Source organism: Ruegeria sp. YTSA226 (genome assembly GCF_059609905.1).
Map to the genome: position 1 here is coordinate 1 of NZ_JBXWMQ010000004.1, position 25,106 is coordinate 25,106.

Below are 25,106 nucleotides of genomic sequence, written 5' to 3' on the forward strand. Positions count from 1 at the left end.
CAATGGACGCTTACGAAGAAGCCGCAGAGTAAACAGACGACAACCAGATCAGCCCCCGCAATGGCCAGGGGCTGATCCATCCTGGGTCATATGCCTTTGCCTGTGGCCCAGGCATTTCAGCGGGGGAGACATGAAGCATTGCATCTTCGAAAATGACCTAGCCTATCTGGCTGAGCCAACCTCTGCTGCCTTCGTGCGAACCCACAACATCGATGTGATCGTGCGCGATAGTAGTGCATTTGCCTCGGCCGAGATGATCAGGGAATTTTATCATGCCCTGAGCGATCTGACCGGCGACCATTCCTATGTCGTTAATCTGCGTTTGGCTGGTGCGGGGTCTGTAGGAGGACCGCAGTACTGGACCGGAAGAGCGGCTGTTTTCTGGGGCGATTTTTCGGATTGTTGGACGTTGTCCGACGCCGAAAGAACATGGGTCTCACAAGTTCTGAACCTTTCGCCACGGACCGTTCTTGTCGGTGGTGCCGTGCTTGTGCTGGCCCAGATTAGATTGTCGGAAAAAACAGTCGCGGCCATTCACCCCAACTTCGATGCAGCAGCGCGTGAAGCAGGTTTGACCAACTGTGGTACAGGCACATATCTGGCGGCGCGCGGGCGCACGCATAGCGCGACGACACGTCTGAGTACGCTGCGTTTGTTGGCGGATTTTGTTTCGTTGGACCATGGTGAGAACATGGCAGATAACCTGCGCGGGTTTATCGGCCTGTCCGAACCCAAGCGGGACTGCGAAAGCCAGCTTGCCAATCGCTTGATCCATCGTGCGGGCGGGGATCACCTGGTTATGTCAGCGGTTGAGGCAATGCTGAACCATGTCGAAGAGCCACTCAGGATCACGGATCTTTCGAACATGGTCGGCACTTCAACCCGGCAGCTTCAGAGACGGTTTCTGAACAAGACGGGGGCAAAACTTTTGGCCACATACCGAGAATTGCGTCTGGAACGTGCGCATAGCCTGCTGCGGTTTACGGATTTGCCACAAATCGAGATTGCCACCGCCACAGGGTTTTCGTCTACAACGTCACTGAAACGTGCTTTTCGAGACCAGTACAAGACAATGCCGGAAGATATCCGCAGCCTCCGCTTTGCCGGTGGAATGGCGGATCGGGGGCTGGTGAACTGACAGCTCGCGCAGTGTGCCGATTAAGGCTCACGCATTTGAAATTTAAGTCCGCTTTGATTGGCGAATCGAAAAAACCCTGATCAGACCGAATGCAGGGCAGACCGACATTCGGGCTCAGTATGATCCTTTAAGTCTTTGAAACGCGGATTTCTGCATCCGGATTCTGATTCTGTTCTGCAACATTCTCGTGATTGCTGCAATTCCGTCCCTTTTCTGCCGGAATCGTCACTGATAAACCCTTGGCCATCGGGCAGTGATTTGTTGAGGGGTACGGGCGGTAAAATGAATACCGGGGTAAACGGTCGTGTTGCCATTTCATGGTCGCAGACAGAGATTGATGGATTAGAGGCGGCACCTCTGGCATTTTTAAATGTAGGGTCGGCCTGGTCCTGGCGCGGTCAGGCATCGATGCTAGCAGGCAGCGCTGAAGTTGTCGGGCGTAAAAACGCATTTGCATCAGGTACAATCGGGCGCGTTATTTCTGCCACGACTTTTTCGGATAATGTCGTCGGAACGCTCGAGCTTATGAACGGGGCGCAACGGTTTTCAGCGTTACTGGTCGTTTCCGATGATGATGAAAGCCCGTCGCTGGTGTTTGAAAGCGGCTGTCCTTCACGCGATCAGGAATTCTGGATCAGCGCATATACTCAGATCAAGCATCAGAGTGGTGAAGTTGCAGAGCAGGACGGAACTGTCGTCGCGTTTCATCGCAAGGCCACTCAGTTCCAGTACACTGGTGTCGCGAACCTACGCGCAACTGTAAACGGTGCCACTATAGCGGACTAAATCCCGTTAGTGGTGCCGTCTTTGAATCGAATTTCAGAAAGTTTCGGTTCCTTCCGTTCGGCATGTTGACTCTGCCAGCGCTGCGGATATAAGCGCGGCTTCATTGGTGTTGGTGGCCCCCGCAAGGGGAGGCCTGTCATGAGGGTAACCTCAAGAGGACAACGCCCTTCATAGTGGCCTATTAGGGCCTCGACCTTAAGAAGGAGATCAGCCGTGACTAAACGCACGTCTGCCAAGTACAAAATCGACCGCCGGATGGGCGAAAACATCTGGGGTCGTCCGAAATCCCCGGTCAACCGTCGTGAATACGGCCCTGGTCAGCACGGTCAGCGCCGGAAAGGCAAACTATCTGACTTCGGTCTGCAGCTGCGCGCCAAGCAGAAGCTGAAGGGCTACTATGGCGACCTGACCGAAAAGCAGTTCCGCCGCATCTATGCCGAAGCTGTTCGTGTCAACGGCGATACCGGTGAAAACCTGATTGGTCTGCTGGAACGCCGTCTGGACGCCGTCGTCTATCGCGCCAAATTCGTCGCGACCGTGTTCGCCGCGCGTCAGTTCGTGAACCACGGCCACGTCACAGTGAACGGCAAGCGGGTCAACATCCCCAGCTACCGTGTCAAAGAAGGCGACGTCATCGAAGTACGTGACAAGTCCAAGCAACTGGCCGTTGTTCTTGAAGCTGCTGCTCTGGCCGAGCGTGACGTTCCTGATTACATCGACGCCGACCACTCGAAAATGACCGCGACTTTCGTGCGCGCACCGGGTCTGGGCGATGTGCCTTACCCTGTCATGATGGAACCGAACCTGGTTGTCGAATTCTACGCGAAGAACTAATCTTCGCCGAAATCGAAATTCGAAAGGCCGCGCGGTTGCGCGGCCTTTTTCGTTTTAGGGGGCTCTGCCCCCAATCACGACCAGCCGCGATGCCCCCCGAGCAATTTTTTTGACCAAATAAAGAGCGGATCAGATTGGCAAGGGTCGTCCTTCTGCAATTGCCTCCATCGCGAAATATGAAGTTACGCTGTCCAGCTCGACTTTTTCGATGAGGCGTTGATAGACCTTGTCGTACGAAGCCATATCCTGCGTAACAACCTTGAGCTGATAGTCGTAGTCGCCGCCAATGCGGTGGAAGTCCACGACCTCTGGTATCGTCAGAACATGCCTGCGAAAGGCCTGTAACCACTCGGCCGAGTGGTGCCGCGTACGCAGCATGACGAAGACCACAAGGCTCAGCCCTAGTTTTTCGCGCGCGATTTGCGCTGTCGATCCGATGATGACGCCCTGATCATTCAGGGCCTTCAGCCGACGCCAGCAGGCGTTTTGCGACAGCCCGATGCGGTCGGCCAGTTCACGTTGGGACAGCGTAGCGTCGGTTTGCAGTTCACGCAGCAGGCGGTGGTCAATATGATCTAGATTTTTGGACATTCCAAATCATATGACGCAAGATTTATGAAAACCATCTAAAAATATGCATTATATACACAACACATATCAATCATATTTGTTGGGAAACTTCGGAGTCCGTATAATGACACTTTCCCAATTTCGTTCTGACATTGAAGCTGCTGTTCGTAGCGACACGTTGCGCGATGGCTTAATCGGCGAGAATGTTATGATCCCGGGGCTGCGCGGGGACATACCTTTGGTTTACGCGGATTATGTCGCGTCGGGTCGCGCATTGAAGCAGGTCGAGGATTTTGTGGCCGCGCATGTGTTGCCGTTTTATGCCAACAGCCACACCGAGGCGTCTTATTGCGGGGCCTACATGACCCGACTGCGCCGCGAGGCCCGTGCGGAAATCTCCCGGATTGTTGGCGCCGGGGAAAATGATGCGGTGATCTTTACGGGATCGGGCGCTACAGCGGGTCTCAACCGGCTGGTCAATCTGTTGGGGATCGAGGCTGCTGCACGACCAGTGGTAATGATCGGCCCATATGAGCACCATTCGAACATCCTGCCGTGGCGGGAAAGCAAAGCGCTGGTGATTGAAATCCCCGAAGCACCCGAAGGGGGTGTCGATCTGTCGGCTTTAGAGCGTGCCTTGGTTGAAAACGCGGATGCGGATCTGATCGTCGGATCATTTTCGGCCGCTTCGAATGTGACGGGCATAATCACTGATCCCGACCCGGTTACGCGGCTGCTTAAGGCTAATGGTGCTGTAGCGGTTTGGGATTATGCGGGCGGTGGGCCTTATCTGCCAATGGGAATGGGCCCCGCGGATGCGCGCAAGGATGCGATCGTGGTCTCTCCTCATAAATTTGCCGGTGGACCCGGCGCGTCTGGTGTATTGATCGTCAATCAAAACGTTGTGCAGCGCACATGCCCCAGCTGGCCCGGTGGTGGCACTGTGAGTTTCGTGTCCCCTTGGGGGCATGACTACAGCGCCGATCTTGCAACGCGCGAAGAGGCGGGAACGCCGAATGTCATAGGTGACATCCGTGCCGCGTTGGCTTTCATGGTCAAAGATGCAGTTGGCGCAGACGAAATCGCAAGGCGCGAGGCGCTTTACAACCAGATGGCATTGGAAGGGTGGGGAGATAACCCAGGTCTGACCTTGTTGGGCGCGGACAATCCACATCGGTTGCCGGTTTTTTCCTTTCTTGTTCATGACAGTAAAGGTCAGCCGGTGCACCAGCAGTTATTCACCCGGATGCTGAGTGATGTTTATGGCATTCAAGCCCGGGGTGGGTGTGCTTGTGCCGGGCCCTATGCCCATCGGTTGCTGGGTATTGATCGTGCAGCCTCGGAGCAGTTGCATGCGGCGCTTGGTGCTGGAGAAGAGTTGAAAAAACCCGGTTGGGTGCGTCTGAACTTTTCATATCTGATGTCCCAAGAGACTGTCCGCTTCATCATCGACAGCGTCAATGACCTGTCCCGGCGGACCGAAGAGTTTACTCCCTTTTACGACGCCGACCCGGCGACAGCCCGCTTCAAGGCGGCATAAGGGAATTGCCGCTTTTCTCAACGCTTTGAGACGGGTATGAGGGGCTTCTAAATACGGAGCCTCTTATGACCCAGATCACCCCTCAACCCGGCATTATGGACATCGCGCTTTATCAGGGCGGCCAGTCGAAGGTGGCGGGGGTCGACCATGTGATCAAGTTGAGCTCGAACGAAAACCCCTTTGGCCCCAGCCCCAAAGCGATCGAGGCAGTACGGGACAGTGCGGCCACCCTGAATCGGTATCCCAGTACAGATCACGCCAGTCTGCGTAAGGCCATTGGCGAACGCCACGGGCTGGACCCAGTGCGCATTATCTGCGGCGTGGGCAGTGACGAGGTGCTGCAATTCGTGGCACAGGCTTATGCCGGTCCGGGGGATGAGGTTATCTATACCGAACACGGATTTTCGATGTACCCGATCATCGCTCGGATGGCGGGGGCAACTCCGGTGATGGTGCCTGAAACCGATCGTCACGTGGATGTGGACAACATTCTTGCCGCTGTGACTGACCAGACCCGGATCGTGTTCGTGACCAATCCGGGCAATCCGACATCGACCATGATCCCCGAGGCTGATCTTATCCGACTGGCCGAAAGCTTGCCGCAGACTTGTCTGATGGTGATTGATGGCGCCTATGCCGAGTTTGTCGAAGGGTTCGACGGAGGCCGCGCTCTGGTGGATCGGTTCGAGAATGTGATCATGACGCGGACCTTTTCCAAGATCTATGGACTGGGCGGGATGCGGGTCGGTTGGGGCTATGCGGCGCAAGAGATCATTGATGTGCTGAACCGGGTGCGCCAGCCCTTCAACCTGTCGCTGACTGCGTTGGCCGCTGCCGAAGCCGCCATAAAGGACGAAGAGTACCTGACCTTTTGCCACAGCGAAAATGCACGCTTGCGGGTTTGGCTTTCGGCCCAGTTGTCCAAAATCGGCGTATCTTCGGATGCGTCCAGCACCAATTTTATTCTCGCCCGCTTTAAGGATCAGGCCGAGGCCGAAGCGTGCGACGATTACCTCAAGACACAGGGTTTGATCGTGCGCCGCGTCGCGGGATATAACCTGCCAAATGCTCTTCGGATCACGGTTGGGGACGAGGAGGCTTGTCGCCGTGTCGTTGCGGCCATAACCGCTTTCAAAGGGGGCGCCGCATGAGCCAGGTTTATGACCGCGTTGCGCTGATCGGGTTGGGCCTGATCGCATCGTCGATGTTCTGGGCGATTAAACGTGCTGGATTGGCCGCCGAAGTAACCGGCTATGCCCGGTCCGAGGCCACGCGCGACACCGCGCGCAAGATTGGCCTATGCGACCGGATCTGCGACACCGCGCAAGAGGCCGTTGAGGGCGCAGACCTTGTGGTTCTATGCGTGCCGGTCGGAGCGATGGGCGCAGTTGCGCAAGAGATTGCCCCTGTCCTGAAACCGGGCGCGACCGTCTCAGACGTGGGCTCGGTCAAGCGGCATGTCATTCAGGATGTCTCGCCTCATATCCCGCAGGGTGTACATTTTATCCCAGCGCATCCGCTGGCCGGGACCGAGCATTCCGGCCCTGAATCCGGATTTGCCGAGCTGTTCGACAATCGGTGGTGCCTCTTGGTCCCGGTTGAGGGCTCGGACCCGGAGGCCGTCGCGCGCCTGCGCTCATTGTGGACGGGGTTGGGGTCGAATGTTGATGAGATGGATGCCGACCACCATGATCTGGTTCTGGCGGTTACATCCCATGCGCCACACCTTATCGCCTATACGATGGTCGGCGTAGCGGATGATCTGCGCCGTGTGACCGATAGCGAGGTCATCAAATACTCGGCCGCGGGCTTTCGGGATTTCACCCGGATCGCGGCCTCGGACCCGACTATGTGGCGCGATGTGTTTCTGACCAACAAGGATGCGACGCTAGAGATATTGGGGCGTTTCACTGAAGAACTGTTTGCGCTGCAGCGGGCCATTCGTACAGGTGACGGCGATCAGCTGTTCGATTATTTTACCCGCACACGTGCGATCCGGCGCGGGATCATTGATGCCGGGCAGGATACGGACGCGCCGGATTTTGGTCGCGGGAAAACCAACCCATGAGGCGCGGCTGGAGCGTTCTGTCGATTGGGTGGTTGGTACTTGGTGCCACAATGGGGAATGCAACGCCATCTGAACACCTGTTGACCCCCGATGACCAACCGGTTCTGGCCTTTGCCGCTCCGGTCGGGATGCAGCCAGAGTTGCAACCGAATACGCTGGTACAGCAGGTGCTGTTCAAAAAGCGTAAGCTGCGCAAAACATCGGTCTGCGGGAATATCGAAATTCAGGGCAAGCCGGTGGGTAATGTTCCCGGCAAGATCAAAGCCTGCGGGATCAAGGAAGCGGTACAGATCACCTCAGTTTCTGGTGTGGCGCTTAGCCGTCCGTCCACCATGGATTGCGGCACAGCAATTGCGCTGAACCAATGGGTCGAGAAAAGCGTGAAGCCCACCTTCAAAAGGCGCGGTCCCGTTGTCGAACTGCAGGTCGCAGCCCACTACGCATGCCGAACGCGTAACAACCACAAGGGTGCGCGGATATCGGAACACGGTAAGGGCCGGGCCATAGACATTTCAGGTTTCAAGATGGCGAATGGCGAGGTTGTGACCGTTCTGAACGGTTGGCGCAAGAACCCGTCAAAGAAGCAACTGACCAAGATCTGGCGCGCCGCCTGCGGGCCGTTCGGAACGGTACTTGGCCCGAATGCGGACCGGTATCACCGGGATCATTTTCACTTGGACACAGCCCGGTATCGCCGTGGCCCGTACTGCCGTTAACGCAGGATCAACCGCGGGGCCGGACCAAGGGGTAGCGGGCCAAGCGCCACATAGCCCTCACGGAAGTTCAACTGCAGATCCAGCGCATCGGGATTGCCCCCCAAGCCAGCCATGAATTTCAGGGCACGTGTAACAGGGTCTACCGCCTGATCGGGCAGGGCCCCTGCCGCGTTGGCCATGGCAACCATCTCACGCCAATTTTCGGCCTTGATCGAAATCTCTCCGGTAGGAATACCCTGATCGTCCACGTCCAGCTCTCCGGCAGCGAACAGGCGCAAAGCACCCCATTTCATCTCAGCCAGACGCAGGTCGATCCGGGTGGGCTGAGGTCGGCTTTGTTCCAGTGCAGATCGGTCCCACGGTTTGTCAAAGGTGGCGACCATATCCATTTCCAGCGCATCGAATGTCTGGGGCAGTGTGGTGGCGGAATGCATCATGGCGCGCAGATCATCGCCGGGGGAAAAGCCATCGATCCGCGCGCTGATCGCATAGGCTTGAGGATTTTCGGTTTGCTCCATCACCAGACCAAGCGTGGTTCCCGCTGCTAGCAAATCAGCATCATTGGCAACGGACCATGGTCCGGCAGTCAGAGACATTTTCTCTAGCACCAGCGCGACACCAGGTTGCAACTGCAGCTCGGCCTGCAGGTCAGCTGCAACGATGGTCGACGTTTGATCGAAATAGGACAGCAGCTGCGGCGTTTCCGCGAAACGCAGAACCTGTCGACCCGGCCAGATCGCGGGGCTTTGGAATTCGATCCAGTCGGCGCTCCAGGCGGTGCCGTTGACCGGGTCGGCCAGTGCGGGGCTGTTCAGTCGGGTGACGTGGCTGAACGGATAGCCTGCTGTTGCTACATCCGAAAAATCGGCCAGCCAGCCTCTTTCTTGTTGGTTGTCGAACCATGTTGTGATCGCGTTGCGCAATCCATATCCGGCGACGAACCAATAGGCGCTCCAGATCGCAGTGATAAAAATGACTACTCGTATCAGCCCACGCATTGCTAATGGCCCTTTTTCCCGCCTTGAAATTGATGTTTATAGGCGCAAACGGGCAAGGACCAGTGCTATGACGATGTGGGTTTTCGGATATGGGTCGTTGCTGTGGAATCCCGGCTTTCCCGTGTCCCGCAGCGAACGCGCAACCCTGAATGGATATGCGCGGTCTTTCTGCATGAGTTCGATTCATCACCGCGGAACCGAAGAGAAACCCGGCCTTGTTCTGGCGTTGGATGAACAGCGTGACACCCTGTGCAAAGGTCTGGCCCTCGCCGTCGAAGCAGGCCACGAAGAGCGTACCTTGCATGAACTGCGCGAGCGCGAGCTGATCTCGTCGGCCTATGTCGAAAAGATGCTGGATGTGCATTTGGAAACGGACGAGGTCGTAACGGCTGTCACCTATGTTATCGACGCAGATCACGTGCAGTATTGCGGGGGCATGCCGTTGGAAGACCAGGCGCAGATCATTGCCCATGCTGTCGGCGGGCGTGGTCCAAATACCGAATACCTTTATAACACAGCTGAACATCTGACCGAGATTGGTCTGCGTGATCCCGATCTTGAGTGGTTAGCGCAACGGGTGCGAAGCATTACCTCATAAACCCTTGGCGTCACCGGCAGATATTAGGTAGATTCGCGTCAGAGCAGAAAAGAACCGGGAAAAACGCGCATGGCGCAGGCACAACAGGGCGCGAGACCGCATTTCTCGCAACCCATTCGTCAGATCGTAACGATGCTTGTGGCGATCGGCCTGGCTGGTATGGGCATCTTCATGGCGCTGCCTTACGTTTTGCCGGTTTTCTATGCAAACCCGTATCTGAACGGTTTTATCCTTCTGGTATTTTTCGTTGGCGTAATTGCCTGTTTTTATCAGGTGACACAGTTGATCGGTTCGGTGCGCTGGATCGAATCCTTCGTTGGTGGCGTTGTTCATGAGGACGCGCGGACGCCTCAGCTTTTGGCACCGCTGGCTTCGCTGCTGCGGGACCGGGGTGCGCGGTCGCAGATCAGTTCCAGTTCGACCCGGTCTATTTTGGATTCGGTGGCCGAACGGGTCGAGGAAGAGCGTGAGATCACGCGTTATATCACCAATGTTCTGATCTATCTTGGGCTTTTGGGAACGTTTTTTGGCTTGGCCACGACGGTCCCCGCTATTGTCGACACGATCCGCAGTCTCAATCCGCAGGATGGCGAAGAAGGGCTGGCGGTGTTCAATCGCCTGATGGTTGGCCTTGAAACCCAACTGCAGGGAATGGGCGTGGCCTTTGGGTCTTCGTTGCTGGGCCTTGCCGGATCGCTGATTGTGGGGTTGCTGGAACTGTTCGCGGGCCACGGGCAGAACCGGTTTTATCGAGAGCTCGAAGAATGGTTGTCCTCGATCACCCGTGTCGGCTTTGCAGCAGGCGATGACGGCAGCAGCACCGAACTGGCGGTTCTGACACCGGTTCTGGATGCAATGTCCGAACAGATGAACGCCCTGCAGGACCTGTTTTCGGCGCAGGAAGCCGACCGGGCCGAGCTGTCGGGCAAGCTGGGGCATCTTGTCGGCGCAATCGGAGATATGAACCAGCGTCAGTCTGAGACCGAGAATGTCACCGCTGCGCTGGAACGTGTCGCACTGGGGCAGGACGCTCTGCTGGATCATCTGCGGGAACAGGGGACCAGCGAAGGAATAGACGCAGAAAGCCGCATGCGCCTGCGCTCGATGGATGTTCAGTTGCTGCGTATCCTCGAAGAAATTTCTGCAGGCCGCCAAGAAAGCATGAGCGAGCTGCGCAAGGACATCGAACTTTTGGTCAAAGCTCTTACATTGCCCCGAGGCGCCGTTCGAACCGCTCCGGAAGGAGAGTAATCCATGGCTCTGTCCCGTCGCACAGGTCAGCGGTTTCAGGGGTCGGTCTGGCCGGGTTTCGTGGATGCGATGACTGGGCTGTTGATGGTGCTGACCTTTGTGTTGACCATCTTCATGGTGGTGCAATTCGTGCTGCGCGAGACGATTTCGGGGCAAGAGGATGAACTGACCGCCCTGTCCGGCGAAGTGGCGGCCCTTGCCGGTGCTCTTGGGTTGGAAGAAAGGGAAAACAGCCGCCTTCAGGCCCGGTTAGGAGCGCTGAATGCGACCCTGACGCAGGCCGAGGAAGATCTGGCGCAGGCGGAAACCAGGATCACGTCATTCGAAGCACAGGTCGCATCTCTGTTGGCCGATCAGGAGCGGTCGCTGGGGGTTATCGCCTCACTGGAATCTGCGCGTTCGGAATTGCTGAATGAACAAGAGGCCCTGAACCTGGCCCTTGCCCAAAGCCGTGCCGAGGTCGATGCCCAGGCCGAGGCCGCCCGGCTTGATGCTGCCCGCCGCGAAGCGCTTGAAGCGTTGGTGGCGGATCTGGAACAAAATGAGGCCGCGCAGGCCGCATTGGTCACCGAGCTTGAAGGCCAGCTTGACGCCGAAGAGGCCGCGCGCCTGGCCGAAGCTGCGGCTGCCGAAAACCTGCGCAATCGTCTGCAGGACGCGGATGCGGAACTGACCGCTATGACGCTGGCTCTGGAAGCGCAACGCAAGCAAGCCGAAGAAACCCTGACCCTGTTGGCCGCTGCGCAAGCTGCCAAGGCTGAGCTCGAGCGGCAATTTGGTGAACTTGATAGTCAGGAGTTGCAGGCCCAGCTGCAAGCGGCATTGGCCGCCCAAACCGACGCTCTGACAGCGGAGCAGATACAGCGTACATTGGCCGAAGAACGCGCAGCCTTGCTGGCCGTTGCGCGTGAGGCAATCTCTGCCGAGAAAGCCGTTTCAGCAAAGGCGCAGCGTCAGACTGCCTTGCTAAACCAGCAGATGGCAGCCCTGCGCGAGCAGTTGGGTGGATTGCAGGCCTTGCTGGACGATTACGAAGACCGCAACGCCGCCGCTGATATTCGTATTCAAACATTGGGTCAGGATCTGAACGCCGCACTCGCCCGCGCCGCTTCGGAAGAGCGTCGTCGTCGTTTGTTGGAAGAGGCCGAGCGCGCCCGGCTTGAGGCCGAGGCCGAAGCCCTTTCGGGCCAGAACCAAGAACTTACGGCGCAGGCCGAGGATCTTCAGCGATATCGCTCGGAATTCTTCGGTCGGTTGCGCGATGTGCTGGGTAATCAGGTAGGCGTTCGGATCGAAGGCGATCGGTTTGTGTTCTCGTCCGAAGTACTGTTCGATACAGGATCAGCAGTGCTGTCGCCCAAGGGTCAGCTTGAGATCGCCAAGGTAGCCAATATACTGCGCAGTGTCGCGGCTGAAATTCCCGAAGGCCTGAACTGGGTTATTCGCGTGGACGGCCATACCGACAATGTCCCGCTGGCCGGAACTGGCCGCTATCGGGACAACTGGGAGCTTAGCCAGGGACGCGCCTTGTCGGTTGTCCGTTATATGGTCGATGCGTTGGGTATTCCACCGCAACGTCTGGCGGCCAATGGCTTTGGTGAATTCCAACCCTTCAACCCCGCAAACACCCCAGAAGCGCGCGCTCAGAATCGCCGGATCGAATTGAAGCTGACAGAGCGCTGATTGCAGCAAGGGAGGCCCATTGTCAGAGTTGGGTGGTTTTCCGGGCGCCCCTGAGATTTTCTTTTGAGACAGGTGACTCGGCTCGGGCAAGAAAAAAGCCCGGCGTAGAAGCCGGGCTTTGATTTGATGCGCTGCTTTTAATCTGCAGTCAGAAGCGGGGGTTTGTCGCCAGGGATGCGCGGTTGATCGGGGCCAAAAATGTCCAGATCCAGCTCTCCCTTCTTGACCGAGACGCGAACGACACCGCCCTTGGCCAGCTTGCCGAACAGCAGCTCCTCGGCCAGAGGTTTCTTGATGTGTTCCTGAATGACGCGTCCCAATGGGCGTGCGCCCATCTTGTCGTCATAGCCTTTGTCGGCCAGCCATTCGGCGGCTTTTGGCGTCAGGTCGATGGTCACATTGCGGTCCAGTAGCTGTGCTTCAAGCTGCAGCACGAACTTCTCGACCACCTGCAGGATGACCTCTTTCGGCAGCGGCGCGAAGGAAATGACAGCATCCAGACGGTTGCGGAATTCCGGTGTGAACATACGTTCGATCGCGGCGGTATCCTCACCTTCGCGGCGGTCGCGGGCAAAGCCGATGGCCGCCTTTGCCTGTTCTTGCGCCCCTGCATTCGAGGTCATGATCAGCACCACGTTGCGGAAGTTCACCGTGCGACCATTGTGGTCGGTCAGCTCTCCGTGGTCCATCACTTGCAGCAGGATGTTGAACACGTCCGGGTGGGCTTTTTCAATCTCATCCAGCAGCAGAACGCAATGCGGATGCTGGTCGACGCCATCAGTCAGCAAACCGCCTTGGTCGAACCCGACATAGCCCGGAGGCGCACCGATCAGGCGGCTGACCGCGTGTTTCTCCATGTATTCCGACATATCAAAACGCAGCAGTTCCACTCCCAGCGTATCCGCCAGCTGTTTCGCGACTTCGGTCTTTCCCACACCGGTTGGGCCAGCAAATAGATAGTTGCCGATGGGCTTTTCCGGCTCGCGCAGACCGGCGCGCGCCAGTTTGATGGCGCTGGACAGCGCCTCAATCGCCACGTCTTGTCCGAAGACCACCCGTTTGAGCGACTTTTCAAGGTCTTTCAGAACCTCGGCATCGTCCTTGGTGACGTTCTTGGGTGGAATGCGGGCGATCTTGGCAACAACGGCCTCAATCTCTTTGACGCCGATGGTCTTGCGGCGCTTGCTTTCAGCAACTAGATGCTGGGCTGCACCGGCTTCGTCAATCACGTCGATCGCCTTGTCGGGCAGCTTGCGGTCATTGATGTAGCGTGCTGACAACTCGACCGCGGTTTTAATCGCGTCGGCTGTATATTTGATCTCGTGATGCTTTTCGAAATAGGGCTTCAGACCGCGCAGGATTTTTACGCTGTCCTCGACCGAAGGTTCGTTCACGTCAATCTTCTGGAACCGGCGGCTGAGCGCGCGATCCTTTTCGAAATGCTGGCGAAACTCTTTGTAGGTGGTCGAACCCATAGTGCGCAGTTTTCCACCCTGAAGGGCCGGTTTCAGCAGGTTCGAGGCATCCATTGCCCCGCCCGAGGTAGCACCGGCACCGATGACGGTGTGGATTTCATCAATGAACAAAACCGCGTCTGGGTGATCCTCAAGCTCGGTCACGACCGCTTTCAGGCGTTCTTCGAAATCACCGCGATAGCGGGTGCCCGCCAGCAATGCACCCATATCCAGCGAATAGATGGTGGTTTCTGACAGGACATCGGGGGCCTCGCCAGAGATGATCTTAAATGCCAGTCCCTCTGCGATTGCGGTTTTGCCAACGCCCGGATCACCGACCAGAAGCGGGTTGTTCTTGCGCCGGCGGCATAGCACCTGAATGCAGCGCTCAACCTCATCGGCACGACCGATCAGCGGGTCGATATCGCCCGCGCGCGATTTCGCGTTCAGGTCGATGCAGTATTTCCCCAGCGCGCTTTCTTTTTGCTCGCCATCGGCGGTGCTGGCCGGAGTTTCCTCTTCTGCCTGATCCGCGCCCGATACCGAACGGCTTTCGCCGTAGGCCGGGTCCTTGGCCACACCATGGGCGATGAAATTCACCGCATCGTACCGGGTCATATCCTGTTCCTGCAGGAAATAGGCTGCGTTGCTTTCGCGTTCGGCAAAGATCGCGACCAGAACATTCGCCCCGGTCACTTCGGTCCGGCCCGAACTTTGAACATGGATCGCAGCGCGCTGGATCACACGCTGGAAAGCGGCTGTCGGTACAGCCTCGGACCCGTCAATATCGGTGACAAGGTTCGACAGGTCTTCGTCGATGAATTCCACCAGAGTGCTGCGCAATTCGTCAAGATCGACGCTGCAGGCTTTCATCACGCGGATCGCATCGGGCTCTTCCAACAATGCCAGAAGCAGATGCTCCAGCGTTGCGAATTCATGTCGCCGTTCATTCGCAGCCGCCAGGGCCGCGTGGATGGCTTGTTCTAGTGTGCTCGAGAATGAAGGCACGCGGGTGCTCCTCTGTCTTGGGTCAGAAGGGGGCGGGCTGAAGGCCGGATCCCCATCCCAACCATGTCCTCATACTATTAGAGTTTGGTTGATCGGAGCCCGGCTTCAAGGGTTTTCTTGCTCTTGACAGTCACATTTGTTGTGACCGTGGCTGTGAAGTAGGTGAAATAGGTATCAAAACCGATCTTTTCTAGCCCTGATTTCAGCAAAAATTTTGGCTGGTTCGGCGCCTGCCATACCCAGATGTGCCTGAATCGCCGGGTCAGCAGCGCGCAGGAAGGGGTTAGTGGCCTTTTCCAACGCCAGAGTGGAGGGAACCGTAGGCTGTTGGGCGGCTCGGGTGCTGTCAATTTCTGCGACGCGTATCTGCAGCGCAGAATTTCCTGGATCGACGGTGAGAGCGAATTTGGCGTTGGACTGCGTGTATTCGTGCCCTGAACAAACCAGCGTGTCATCCGGCAAGGCGCTCAGTTTACACAGCGATTCCCACATCTGCGGTGCGGTGCCTTCAAACAGGCGTCCACAACCCATTGCCATCAGGCTGTCGGCGGTAAAGACCACCGCGCTTTGCGGCATGTGAAAGGCGATGTGACCAAGAGTATGCCCCGAAACGTCCAGAACAAGGACGGGTTCCCCGCCGATTTCAAAACTGTCGCCGTCATTGACCTGTTGATCCAAAGGTGGCAGGCGATGTGCGTCGGCTGCCGCGCCGATCACCGTCGCCGGGTGCTGTTCCAAAATGGCCGGCAACCCGTCTACGTGGTCGAAATGGTGATGCGTGAGCAACACATGAGACAAGCCCCAGCCACGTCGTTCCAGTTCTGACAGAATCGGGTCGCTTTCGGGCGCGTCGATTAATGCGGTGTTGCCGCTAACCGCGTCATGCGCCAGAAATGCGTAGTTATCGCTGAGACATGGGATGGTGACGATCTCAAGAGGCATGGCCTTTTGCCCTTTCGTTGCTAGACTGCGCTCAGCTAATCCGATTGGCCAGGTGTCCGCAATGCATCTTGATGTGCAGGATCTGAGGAATTTCTACTACCGCAGCACTCTTGGTCGTGCAGCGCAGGCGGCCATTCGTGGGCGAATGATTGATCTGTGGCCCGAGGCCAAGGGTCAAACCGTCGTAGGGTTTGGCTTTGCTGTGCCGTTGTTGCGGCCCTACCTGAAAGATGCGCGCCGCGTCATCGGGCTGATGCCCGGGCCGCAGGGGGTGATGCCCTGGCCTGCGGGAATGCCCAACGTATCTGTTTTGACGGAAGAGACCTTGTGGCCGATTGAAACGGGTCATGTGGACAAGCTGGTGGTGATGCATGGGCTTGAAACGTCACAACGTCCCGCCGAATTGCTGGCGGAATGCTGGCGTGTGCTTGGTCCCGGTGGACGGGCGCTTTTTATCGTACCGAACCGTGCGGGGCTGTGGTCACGGACCGATCGAACGCCATTTGGATTCGGGCGCCCTTATTCTGCCTCGCAGTTGGAAAGTCAGCTTAGAGCGCATCACTTTATGACGGATAGCTATCGTTCCGCCTTGTATTTGCCTCCGTCCTTCCGTCGGTTCTGGTTGAAATCCGGCAGCCTGATAGAGAAAACTGGCCAGCGTTTGCCGACGATCATGGCAGGCGGCGTTCTGATGGTTGAGGCGACAAAGCAAATCAGACCGCCCAGCGGAACCGTCACCAAAGCGACAGGGCGCCGTCAGATCAAGGCGCTGGATGGCCTGCTCAAGCCAGCCTAGCGCAACGCCTGTACTAGCTTCCATCATAACGCCGAAACACGCGAAAATGGCTGCAGGAATCGCAAAACCTTGCGGTTTGGTAACATTTTTCACCCTCATCAGTCGTATAAAAGGGTCGCACCCAAGCTAAGTATCTGAAATAGAACGCTTTGTGGATAAGGTGCCCATGGTGATAATATGTTGCTAGCTGGGTTTACCTCTGCTACATCCCCGTTGATTTTGATCCCCGGCCTTATGGACGGGGTTTCTTCACGCCCCCGGGTAGCTGCCGCAACGCGAATTCGGGGCCCAAAATATCGGAAGGGTGGACGTGTCCGAACCAGCTTCGATTTCCACAGGCATCGCCGAGCGCTATGCCACAGCGATTTTTGAGATCGCTAAAGAGAATAAAGACCTCGCAGGTCTGGAAACCGGAATCAACGATCTGGCAGCAGCATTGGGCGACAGTGCCGATCTGCGCGACCTGATCGCCTCGCCTCTGGTTTCGCGCGCTGAACAAGAAGGCGCGATTACAGCGATTGCCGACAAGATGGGTCTGAACGCCATCCTGCGCAACACGCTGGGTCTGATGGCGCAGAAACGCCGTCTGTTCGTTGTGCCGCAACTGGTGCAGGTTCTGCGCGACATGCTGGCCGAAGAGCGTGGCGAAGTGACCGCCGATGTCGCCTCGGCCAAGGCGCTGACTAAGACACAGATGGATAAACTGTCCAAAACGCTGTCCGAGCGTGTGGGCAAGACCGTGACAATAAATGCGACCGTTGATGGAAGCCTCATCGGCGGTCTTGTCGTTAAAGTGGGCTCGAAGATGATCGACAGCTCGATCCGCTCCAAGCTCAACTCCCTACAGAATGCAATGAAAGAGGTCGGATAAATGGGAATCCAAGCTGCAGAGATTTCTGCAATCCTGAAGGACCAGATCAAGAATTTTGGTCAGGAAGCCGAAGTGGCCGAAATCGGTCGCGTGCTGAGCGTCGGTGACGGGATTGCCCGTGTATACGGCCTGGACAATGTGCAAGCCGGTGAGATGGTCGAATTCCCCGGTGGCATCATGGGCATGGCGCTGAACCTGGAAAGCGACAACGTCGGTGTTGTTATCTTTGGTTCTGACCGTGACATCAAAGAAGGTGACACTGTTAAGCGCACCAACTCGATCGTGGACGTGCCAATCGGCAACGGTCTGCTGGGTCGTGTTGTTGACGGCCTGGGCAACCCGCTGGACGGCAAGGGCCCGATCGAATCCACCGAGCGCGGCGTTGCAGACGTCAAAGCGCCGGGCATCATCCCGCGTAAATCGGTTCACGAGCCGATGGCAACCGGCCTGAAATCGGTCGACGCGATGATCCCGATTGGCCGTGGCCAGCGAGAGTTGATCATTGGTGACCGTCAGACCGGTAAAACTGCCGTTGCTCTGGACGCGATCCTTAACCAGAAAGTGTACAACGAAGCAGCAGGCGACGACGAGTCCAAGAAGCTGTACTGCGTTTATGTGGCCATCGGCCAAAAGCGTTCGACCGTTGCTCAGCTGGTGAAGAAACTGGAAGAATCCGGTGCGATTGAATATTCGATTGTTGTGGCCGCAACCGCGTCCGACCCGGCGCCGATGCAGTTCCTGGCACCTTATGCCGCGACCGCGATGGCCGAATTCTTCCGTGACAATGGCCGCCATGCGCTGATCATCTATGATGACCTGTCGAAACAGGCCGTGTCCTATCGTCAGATGTCGCTGCTGCTGCGCCGTCCACCCGGACGTGAAGCCTATCCTGGCGACGTTTTCTATCTCCACTCCCGCCTGCTGGAGCGTTCGGCGAAGCTGAACGAAGATTTTGGCGCGGGCTCGCTGACGGCTCTGCCGGTTATCGAAACCCAGGGTGGCGACGTTTCGGCGTTTATTCCGACCAACGTGATCTCGATCACCGACGGTCAGATCTTCTTGGAAACCGAGCTGTTCTATCAGGGTATCCGTCCTGCTGTGAATACCGGTCTGTCGGTTTCGCGTGTGGGCTCTTCGGCTCAGACCAACTCGATGAAGTCGGTTGCCGGCCCGGTTAAGCTGGAACTGGCTCAGTACCGTGAAATGGCTGCCTTCGCGCAGTTCGGTTCCGACCTTGACGCCGCAACCCAGCAGCTGCTGAACCGTGGTGCGCGTCTGACCGAGCTGATGAAACAGCCGCAGTACTCACCGCTGACCAACGCTGAAATCGTATGCGTCATCTTCGCCGGCACCAACGGTTACCTCGACAAAATCGACGTCACCGATGTTGGCCGCTATGAAGCTGGCCTGCTGGCGCATCTGCGTGGCAAGCACGCGGATCTGCTTCAGTGGATCACGGACGAAGATCCCAAGATCAAGGGTGATGCTTCCGACAAGATCAAGGCTGCGCTGGACGAATACGCCGCAACCTTCGCTTAAGGGAGAGGCGGGCACATGCCAAATCTTAAGGATCTAAAAAACAGGATCGAGTCGGTCAAATCGACCCGCAAGATCACCAAGGCCATGCAGATGGTCGCGGCCGCAAAACTGCGCCGCGCCCAGGAATCTGCCGAAGCCTCGCGCCCCTATGCCGCACGGTTCAATGCCGTGATGGCGGGGCTGGCGGCATCGGTCGGGGGCAGCGACAGCGCCCCCAAGCTGCTCCGGGGTACGGGCAGTGATGATGTCCATCTGCTGGTTGTCATGACAGCTGAACGCGGCCTGTGTGGCGGCTTCAATTCGAACATCGCCAAGCTGGCCCGCGCCAAAGCATATGAGCTGAAGGCCAAGGGCAAAACGGTCAAGATTCTGACCGTTGGCAAGAAAGGTCGCGACGCAATCAAGCGCGACTTTGGCGATCTGTTCGTGGGCCATGTCGATCTGAGCGAGGTCAAGCGTTTGGGCTATTCCAACGCGCAGGACATCGCAAAAGACGTCCTGTCCCGTTTCGACGCGGGTGAGTTCGACGTAGCCACGATCTTCTACTCGAAGTTCGTCAACGTCGTAAGCCAGACCCCGACGGCACAACAGATCATCCCTGCCTCGTTCGAGGATGTCGAAGGGGACGACAGCGGCGCGGTCTTTGATTATGAGCCCAGCGAAGAGGCCATCCTGGCCGATCTGCTGCCCAAGGCGGTTGCGACTGCGATCTTCTCGGGACTGCTCGAAAACGGGGCCTCGGAACAGGGTGCACGGATGTCCGCGATGGACAACGCGACACGCAACGCGGGTGAGATGATCGACAAGCTGACGATCCAGTTCAACCGTTCGCGTCAGGCCGTGATCACCAACGAGCTGATTGAAATTATTTCCGGCGCCGAAGCGCTGTAGAGACAAACCGGAGACGAAACATGGCGAATGCAAAAGGCAAAGTCACTCAGATTATCGGGGCCGTCGTCGACGTGCAGTTCGATGACGCACTGCCTGAAATTCTGAACGCGCTGGACACCACCAACAACGGCAAGAAGCTGGTTTTGGAAGTGGCTCAGCACCTGGGCGAAAACACAGTCCGCACCATCGCGATGGACGCGACAGAAGGTCTTGTACGTGGTGCCGAAGTCACGGACACCGGCGCACCGATTGCGGTTCCAGTCGGCAACGCGACCCTGGGCCGTATCCTGAACGTTGTGGGCGAGCCCATCGACGAAAAAGGTCCCGTGGAAACCACCGAAACGCGCTCCATCCACCAGGACGCGCCGGATTTCGCGGATCAGGCCACTGAATCCGAAGTTTTGGTGACCGGCATCAAGGTTGTTGACCTGCTGGCCCCTTACGCCAAAGGCGGTAAGATCGGCCTGTTCGGCGGCGCCGGAGTTGGCAAAACCGTTCTGATCATGGAATTGATCAACAACATCGCCAAAGTGCACTCGGGCGTGTCCGTGTTTGCGGGCGTTGGTGAGCGGACCCGTGAAGGCAACGACCTGTATCACGAGATGATTGAATCCGGCGTTATCGTTCCCGACAAGCTGGAAGACTCGAAAATCGCGCTGGTTTACGGCCAGATGAACGAGCCTCCGGGAGCCCGTATGCGGATCGCTCTGTCGGGTCTGACCCTGGCGGAACAGTTCCGTGATGCAACCGGTGCCGACGTTCTGTTCTTTGTCGACAACATCTTCCGCTTTACGCAGGCGGGTTCCGAGGTTTCGGCTCTGCTGGGTCGTATTCCTTCGGCTGTGGGTTACCAGCCGACACTGGCGACCGACATGGGCGCGATGCAGGAACGCATCACCTCGACCAAGTCCGGCTCGATCACCTCGGTTCAGGCCGTCTATGTTCCTGCGGATGACTTGACCGACCCTGCGCCGGCCACCTCGTTCGCACACTTGGATGCGACCACCGTTCTGAACCGTGCGATCTCGGAAAAGGGTATCTACCCTGCCGTTGACCCGCTCGACTCGACCTCGCGTCTGCTCGACCCGGCCATCGTCGGTGAAGAGCATTATACCGTTGCGACCGACGTTCAGCAGATCCTCCAGCGCTATAAGTCGCTGCAGGACATCATCGCGATCCTCGGCATGGACGAACTGTCGGAAGAAGACAAACTGACCGTGGCCCGTGCCCGTAAGATTGAACGCTTCCTGTCGCAGCCGTTTGACGTGGCCGAAGTCTTCACTGGCTCGCCTGGTGTTCAGGTTCCTCTGGATGTCACCATCGCGTCGTTCAAGGCCGTTGTGGCCGGCGAATACGATCACCTGCCCGAGGCAGCCTTCCTGATGGTTGGCGGCATCGATGAAGTGATCGCCAAAGCGGAAAAGATGGCCGCAGAAGCCGCCTAAGGAGCACACCTGATGGCAAACACGATGCACTTTGACCTCGTCAGCCCCGAGCGGAGCCTTGCTTCGCTCGCGGTGACTGCGGTCCAGCTTCCCGGCGCGGACGGGGACATGACGGCGATGCCCGATCATGCCCCCACCATCACCACGTTGCGCCCCGGTCTGCTAAAGGTCGAGGCACCCGAAGGGTCCAGCGAATACCTGGTCACCGGCGGGTTTGCCCAGATCAATGGCGACAGCATGTCGGTTCTGGCCGAAAAGGCCATTCCGGTCTCTGAAGTGACCCGCGCGCATCTGGACGATCTGATCGCCGAGGCACGTGCGTCGCATGACGCGGCCAAAGGCGGCGACGATCAATCAGTCGTCGACGATGCGGCCAAGCTGCTGGCCGATATGGAAGCTCTTGGGACACATATGAGCCTGTAAGTTTCAGGACATGTAGATTTAGAAACGGCCCTGCCTGTGCGGGGCCGTTTTTTTGTGGTGATTTTGGATGAAGGGCGGTCTAAGGTTCCGTAATTCTTTATAAAAGACGACAAAATGCAGACTTTTAGTACCCATCCGATTGGTATCGACCAAGGCGAAGTTGTGCTGTTCTCCGACTTCGCAGATGGCGGTGACATGTGGACAGGCGAGGGGCCGCGCGAACGACGGTCGGACATAGAATTCAGCCAGCCATTCCGTTCCGCGCCTGTTGTGCAGATCAGCGTGTCACTGTGGGATGTTGATACATCTTCGGCATTGCGCGCCGAGGTCAAGGCCGAGGACATCACGCCCGAGGGATTTGCTGCGGTGTTCCGTACCTGGTCGGATACCCGCATCGCGCGCATCCGAATATCTTGGACAGCGTTCGGCGAGGTGCCGCATGAGGATGACTGGGATATTCTGTGAAGCCAGCCTTGGGTTTAGGACTCGTCCAATGCCTCTATCATGGCGACCCGGTGTGCATGCCGTCCGCCTTCGAATTCGGCTGACAGGAACGCATCCACTATATCCAGCGCCTGACCCTCACCCACGACCCGGGCGCCGACAGACAGCATGTTGGCGTCGTTATGCTGGCGGATCATGCGTGCGGAAAAGGCATCCGAGCAGACACCGCAGCGAATGCCGGGGACCTTGTTGGCCGCCATCATGATACCTTGACCCGTTCCACACAGAACGATGCCAAGCTGACAATCCCCGGAAGCCACTGCTTGGGCGGCGGCCTTGCCATGAACAGGGTAATGGGTGCTCTCAGGTGTCTTGGGGCCGATATCGACGACGTCCCATCCCTGGGCCGCAATATGAGAGGCAACCGCCTGGCGTAATTCGATAGCTGCGTGGTCGCTGGATAGAACAATGCGTTTTGAGGCTGTCACGGTAAACTCCGACCTGTATTGCAGAAAGAAAAGAGGCGGCCCCCGGGCCGCCGCGTTCGATCAATCCCTATGATACATCGACTCGTAGATCGGCGTCAGGGTCTTATCCTCGAACAGTGACGATACACTGGTGCCGTTCCAGATATTCAGGATAGCCTGCGTAAAGATCGGGGCTGTGGGCACGATGCGGATGTTCTTGGCCTTGGTTATTTCTTCTGTCGGCTGGATCGTGTCGGTCAGCACCAGAGATTTCATCACCGAATTGGTCACGCGTTCGACCGCAGGGCCGCTCATGACGCCGTGTGTGATGTAGGAATGAACTTCTTTCGCACCATTATCCAGCAGTACTTGCGCCGCTTTGCAAAGAGTACCGGCCGTGTCGCACATGTCGTCCACGATCAAACAGATCTTGTCTCTGACATCGCCAATTACGGTCATCTCAGCGACTTCGCCGGCTTTTTCGCGGCGTTTGTCCACGATCGACAGCGGGGCGTTGATCCGCTTGGCCAACTCGCGCGCCCGGGCCACGCCGCCCACATCGGGCGAAACGACCATAATCTCGTCGAGGCTGTCCTTGAACTGATGTTTCACATCCAGCGCAAAGATCGGCGAGGCATAAAGGTTGTCGACAGGCATGTCGAAGAACCCCTGAATCTGCGCTGCGTGCAGATCCATGGTCAGGATGCGCTCGATCCCGGCGCCAGTCAGCATGTTGGCCACCAGCTTGGCGCTGATCGGTGTGCGGGCCTTGGTGCGGCGGTCCTGGCGGGCATAGCCGAAATAGGGGATCACGGCGGTAATCCGTTGGGCCGACGAACGGCGCAGCGCATCAGCAATGATGAGCAGCTCCATCAGATTGTCATTGGCCGGGTTCGAGGTGGGCTGGACGATGAACATATCTTCGCCGCGCACGTTCTCGAACACTTCGACAAAGATTTCACCGTCGTTAAACCGTTCGACCCGGGCATCGACCAGACCCTGATCGACGCCGCGATACAGGCTCATTCGGCGTGCAATGGATTCGGCAAGCGGAAGATTAGCGTTCCCAGCGATTAACTTGGGTTCGTGAAGTGTCGGCATCGGCTGAGGTCCCCGGGCAGCAATGGCAAATGTGACAGATTCGTGATGTTGACACCGCTTAGCATGGCCTTACCGTCCAGCAAAGATAACGCTGCGGAGAAAGTGAACATGGCCCAAATTGACTACTATTTTGCGACACTCTCGCCATACACCTACCTGGCGGGACTGCGCCTGGAGGAGATTGCGGCCAAACATGGTGCGACAATCAACTACAAGCCGCTTGATATCGTCGCCCTGTTCGGACGTACGGGAGGTGTTCCGCCCAAGGACCGCCATATCTCGCGCATCGAATACCGGACGCAAGAAATGCAGCGACAGTCAAAAAAGCTGAGTATGGCGTTCAACCTGCAACCGGCCCATTGGCCCACCAATGCGGCGCCGTCCTCATACGCGATCATCGCCGCCATTCAGGACGAGTCAGGGGATGTGGGGCAGCTGGTGCATTCCTTTGTGCGCGCCTGCTGGGCCGAGGAAAAGGACATCGCGCAAGACGACGTGATCCGCGCTTGCCTGGCTGACGCTGGGTTTTCCCCGGATCTGGCCGATAGCGGCTTGCTGCTCGGGGCTGAGACCTATACCGCCAATCTGGAAGAAGCCGTGGAACGCGGAGTTTTTGGAGCTCCGTTCTATATAACGGAAGACGATCAGCGGTTCTGGGGCCAAGACAGGTTGGACGATCTGGACAGGCATCTGGCCGGGCTGAAGGGATAGGACAACATAATGGCCGTTGCGCAGAACCTGCATGTCACGCAGTTGGGGCAGGGTGATCGCCCTGTGCTGGCCTTGCATTGCACCATTGCTCATTCCGGGGTCTGGGCAGGCCTAGCCGCGGCGATGAAAGGGCAGGCAAGTTTTATTGCACCGGATATGCTGTCCCATGGGCGCAGCCCGGACTGGGATCGCCAGGGGGATCTGTATGACCGGCTGACCGAAGCCACACTTGAACATCTGACCGAGCCGATGGATCTGATCGGGCATTCCTTTGGCGCGGCGATAGCCTTGCGGCTGGCGGTCGAGCACCCAACATTGGTGCGCAGTGTCGTACTGATCGAACCGGTGTATTTTGCCGTGGCACAGCAGGATGCCCCGGACCTTGTGGCGGAATACGCGCATGTTGCCCAACCCTGTATGGACGCGCTTGCATCAGGCGACGAACCTTTGGCGGCAAGGCTGTTCAACCGGTTGTGGGCCGGAGATAGGGGACCGCGTTGGTCAGACATGCCCGAAACTGCATGGGCGGGGATGGTGCGTGGAATTCATCTGGTATCCGAGGTCGAAAACGAACTGATAATGGATTCCAAAGGCTTGCTACGGCCCGAGCGGATCGCACACGCCAATATGCCGGTATTGCTGCTGCATGGCGCGCTCACCCACCCAGTGATGGTCGCGATAAACTCTGGATTGAAATCCCGTCTTCCAATGGCCGAAAGCGCCGTGATCGAAGGGGCAGGGCATATGGCTCCGATCTCTCACCCGACAGAGACCGGCGCTCTGATCGAGGCTTTTTGGAACAGACTGCCTGCCACTGCCTGAAGCTTCGGGC

Annotated in this window: 25 protein-coding genes; 19 read left to right on the top strand and 6 right to left on the bottom strand. The window is 57.6% G+C overall.

Annotated elements, in window-relative coordinates; genetic code table 11:
* The first annotated feature begins 130 nt into the window (after positions 1-130).
* From AC2FFF_RS07015 to rpsD, 3 genes are all read left to right on the top strand, one after another.
* Positions 131-1,138: a helix-turn-helix domain-containing protein gene (locus tag AC2FFF_RS07015; RefSeq protein ID WP_281972643.1), complete on the top strand. Its 1,008-nt coding sequence runs from the start codon at positions 131-133 to the stop codon at positions 1,136-1,138.
* Positions 1,139-1,420: 282 nt separating this feature from the next.
* The gene (locus tag AC2FFF_RS07020) at positions 1,421-1,924 is read left to right on the top strand and encodes a hypothetical protein (protein ID WP_281972644.1); all 504 of its coding nucleotides are present in this window, start codon (positions 1,421-1,423) and stop codon (positions 1,922-1,924) included.
* Positions 1,925-2,137: 213 nt separating this feature from the next.
* Positions 2,138-2,758 (top strand): 30S ribosomal protein S4, encoded by a 621-nt coding sequence (gene rpsD / locus AC2FFF_RS07025; RefSeq protein WP_058279997.1) that lies wholly within the window; start codon positions 2,138-2,140, stop codon positions 2,756-2,758.
* 129 nt (positions 2,759-2,887) lie between these two features.
* Here rpsD and AC2FFF_RS07030 read toward each other — a convergent pair whose 3' ends face one another.
* Positions 2,888-3,349, bottom strand: a complete 462-nt coding sequence (locus AC2FFF_RS07030) for an Lrp/AsnC family transcriptional regulator (RefSeq protein WP_142636466.1) — start codon at positions 3,347-3,349, stop codon at positions 2,888-2,890.
* Between the two features lie 103 nt (positions 3,350-3,452).
* Between AC2FFF_RS07030 and AC2FFF_RS07035 the strand changes: the two genes are divergently transcribed.
* From AC2FFF_RS07035 to AC2FFF_RS07050, 4 genes are all read left to right on the top strand, one after another.
* Positions 3,453-4,868 carry an aminotransferase class V-fold PLP-dependent enzyme gene (locus AC2FFF_RS07035; RefSeq protein ID WP_496882901.1) on the top strand — a complete coding sequence of 472 codons (1,416 nt, stop codon included), beginning with the start codon at positions 3,453-3,455 and terminating at the stop codon, positions 4,866-4,868.
* A gap of 65 nt (positions 4,869-4,933) precedes the next feature.
* Positions 4,934-6,019: a histidinol-phosphate transaminase gene (hisC, locus tag AC2FFF_RS07040; protein ID WP_271949150.1), complete on the top strand. Its 1,086-nt coding sequence runs from the start codon at positions 4,934-4,936 to the stop codon at positions 6,017-6,019.
* The gene (locus AC2FFF_RS07045; protein ID WP_271949152.1) at positions 6,016-6,936 is read left to right on the top strand and encodes a prephenate/arogenate dehydrogenase family protein; all 921 of its coding nucleotides are present in this window, start codon (positions 6,016-6,018) and stop codon (positions 6,934-6,936) included. Before hisC ends, AC2FFF_RS07045 begins: the two co-directional genes overlap by 4 nt.
* Positions 6,933-7,652, top strand: coding sequence for an extensin-like domain-containing protein (locus tag AC2FFF_RS07050; protein WP_281972646.1), 720 nt, complete (start codon positions 6,933-6,935; stop codon positions 7,650-7,652). Before AC2FFF_RS07045 ends, AC2FFF_RS07050 begins: the two co-directional genes overlap by 4 nt.
* On the opposite strand, the gene AC2FFF_RS07055 is transcribed toward AC2FFF_RS07050, so the two are convergent.
* Positions 7,649-8,650: a DUF2125 domain-containing protein gene (locus AC2FFF_RS07055; protein WP_281972647.1), complete on the bottom strand. Its 1,002-nt coding sequence runs from the start codon at positions 8,648-8,650 to the stop codon at positions 7,649-7,651. The two genes, AC2FFF_RS07050 and AC2FFF_RS07055, sit on opposite strands and share 4 nt — an antisense overlap.
* 67 nt (positions 8,651-8,717) lie before the next feature.
* Here AC2FFF_RS07055 and AC2FFF_RS07060 point away from each other — a divergent pair, with 67 nt between their 5' ends.
* The 3 genes from AC2FFF_RS07060 to AC2FFF_RS07070 all read left to right on the top strand — a co-directional run bounded on the left by AC2FFF_RS07060 (position 8,718) and on the right by AC2FFF_RS07070 (position 12,182).
* Positions 8,718-9,248: a gamma-glutamylcyclotransferase gene (locus tag AC2FFF_RS07060; RefSeq protein WP_142636477.1), complete on the top strand. Its 531-nt coding sequence runs from the start codon at positions 8,718-8,720 to the stop codon at positions 9,246-9,248.
* A gap of 69 nt (positions 9,249-9,317) precedes the next feature.
* Entirely contained in the window at positions 9,318-10,499 is a 1,182-nt protein-coding gene (locus tag AC2FFF_RS07065) for a biopolymer transporter ExbB (protein WP_142636479.1), read from the top strand.
* A gap of 3 nt (positions 10,500-10,502) precedes the next feature.
* Positions 10,503-12,182 carry a peptidoglycan -binding protein gene (locus AC2FFF_RS07070; protein ID WP_496751897.1) on the top strand — a complete coding sequence of 560 codons (1,680 nt, stop codon included), beginning with the start codon at positions 10,503-10,505 and terminating at the stop codon, positions 12,180-12,182.
* A gap of 137 nt (positions 12,183-12,319) precedes the next feature.
* Here AC2FFF_RS07070 and clpA read toward each other — a convergent pair whose 3' ends face one another.
* Positions 12,320-14,644 carry an ATP-dependent Clp protease ATP-binding subunit ClpA gene (gene clpA, locus AC2FFF_RS07075; protein WP_142636483.1) on the bottom strand — a complete coding sequence of 775 codons (2,325 nt, stop codon included), beginning with the start codon at positions 14,642-14,644 and terminating at the stop codon, positions 12,320-12,322.
* Positions 14,645-14,818: 174 nt separating this feature from the next.
* Positions 14,819-15,586, bottom strand: a complete 768-nt coding sequence (gene gloB / locus AC2FFF_RS07080; protein WP_281972649.1) for a hydroxyacylglutathione hydrolase — start codon at positions 15,584-15,586, stop codon at positions 14,819-14,821.
* Between the two features lie 61 nt (positions 15,587-15,647).
* Between gloB and AC2FFF_RS07085 the strand changes: the two genes are divergently transcribed.
* The 7 genes from AC2FFF_RS07085 (at position 15,648) to AC2FFF_RS07115 (ending at position 22,016) form a co-directional block, all read left to right on the top strand.
* Complete coding sequence (locus AC2FFF_RS07085) at positions 15,648-16,382, top strand: class I SAM-dependent methyltransferase (RefSeq protein ID WP_496882902.1); 735 nt, start codon at positions 15,648-15,650, stop codon at positions 16,380-16,382.
* 310 nt (positions 16,383-16,692) lie between these two features.
* On the top strand, positions 16,693-17,253 hold the full coding sequence (locus AC2FFF_RS07090) for a F0F1 ATP synthase subunit delta (protein ID WP_496750697.1): 561 nt from the start codon (positions 16,693-16,695) through the stop codon (positions 17,251-17,253).
* The gene (atpA, locus tag AC2FFF_RS07095; RefSeq protein ID WP_142636491.1) at positions 17,254-18,792 is read left to right on the top strand and encodes a F0F1 ATP synthase subunit alpha; all 1,539 of its coding nucleotides are present in this window, start codon (positions 17,254-17,256) and stop codon (positions 18,790-18,792) included.
* Positions 18,793-18,807: 15 nt separating this feature from the next.
* On the top strand, positions 18,808-19,683 hold the full coding sequence (locus AC2FFF_RS07100; protein ID WP_142636493.1) for a F0F1 ATP synthase subunit gamma: 876 nt from the start codon (positions 18,808-18,810) through the stop codon (positions 19,681-19,683).
* A 20-nt stretch (positions 19,684-19,703) separates the two neighbouring features.
* Positions 19,704-21,128, top strand: a complete 1,425-nt coding sequence (gene atpD, locus AC2FFF_RS07105) for a F0F1 ATP synthase subunit beta (protein WP_142636495.1) — start codon at positions 19,704-19,706, stop codon at positions 21,126-21,128.
* Positions 21,129-21,140: 12 nt separating this feature from the next.
* A complete protein-coding gene (locus AC2FFF_RS07110; protein WP_142636498.1) occupies positions 21,141-21,551 on the top strand; it encodes a F0F1 ATP synthase subunit epsilon in 411 nt (136 codons plus the stop codon).
* Positions 21,552-21,665: 114 nt separating this feature from the next.
* Complete coding sequence (locus tag AC2FFF_RS07115) at positions 21,666-22,016, top strand: H-type lectin domain-containing protein (RefSeq protein ID WP_142636499.1); 351 nt, start codon at positions 21,666-21,668, stop codon at positions 22,014-22,016.
* 14 nt (positions 22,017-22,030) lie between these two features.
* Here AC2FFF_RS07115 and rpiB read toward each other — a convergent pair whose 3' ends face one another.
* Both rpiB and AC2FFF_RS07125 read right to left on the bottom strand, forming a co-directional pair.
* A complete protein-coding gene (gene rpiB, locus AC2FFF_RS07120; protein ID WP_281972651.1) occupies positions 22,031-22,483 on the bottom strand; it encodes a ribose 5-phosphate isomerase B in 453 nt (150 codons plus the stop codon).
* A 60-nt stretch (positions 22,484-22,543) separates the two neighbouring features.
* Positions 22,544-23,563 carry a ribose-phosphate pyrophosphokinase gene (locus tag AC2FFF_RS07125; protein WP_142636504.1) on the bottom strand — a complete coding sequence of 340 codons (1,020 nt, stop codon included), beginning with the start codon at positions 23,561-23,563 and terminating at the stop codon, positions 22,544-22,546.
* 108 nt (positions 23,564-23,671) lie between these two features.
* On the opposite strand from AC2FFF_RS07125, the gene AC2FFF_RS07130 reads away from it, so the two are divergent.
* Both AC2FFF_RS07130 and AC2FFF_RS07135 read left to right on the top strand, forming a co-directional pair.
* Entirely contained in the window at positions 23,672-24,274 is a 603-nt protein-coding gene (locus AC2FFF_RS07130) for a 2-hydroxychromene-2-carboxylate isomerase (protein ID WP_282021531.1), read from the top strand.
* 9 nt (positions 24,275-24,283) lie between these two features.
* Positions 24,284-25,096: an alpha/beta fold hydrolase gene (locus AC2FFF_RS07135; RefSeq protein ID WP_496750695.1), complete on the top strand. Its 813-nt coding sequence runs from the start codon at positions 24,284-24,286 to the stop codon at positions 25,094-25,096.
* Positions 25,097-25,106: the final 10 nt, after the last annotated feature.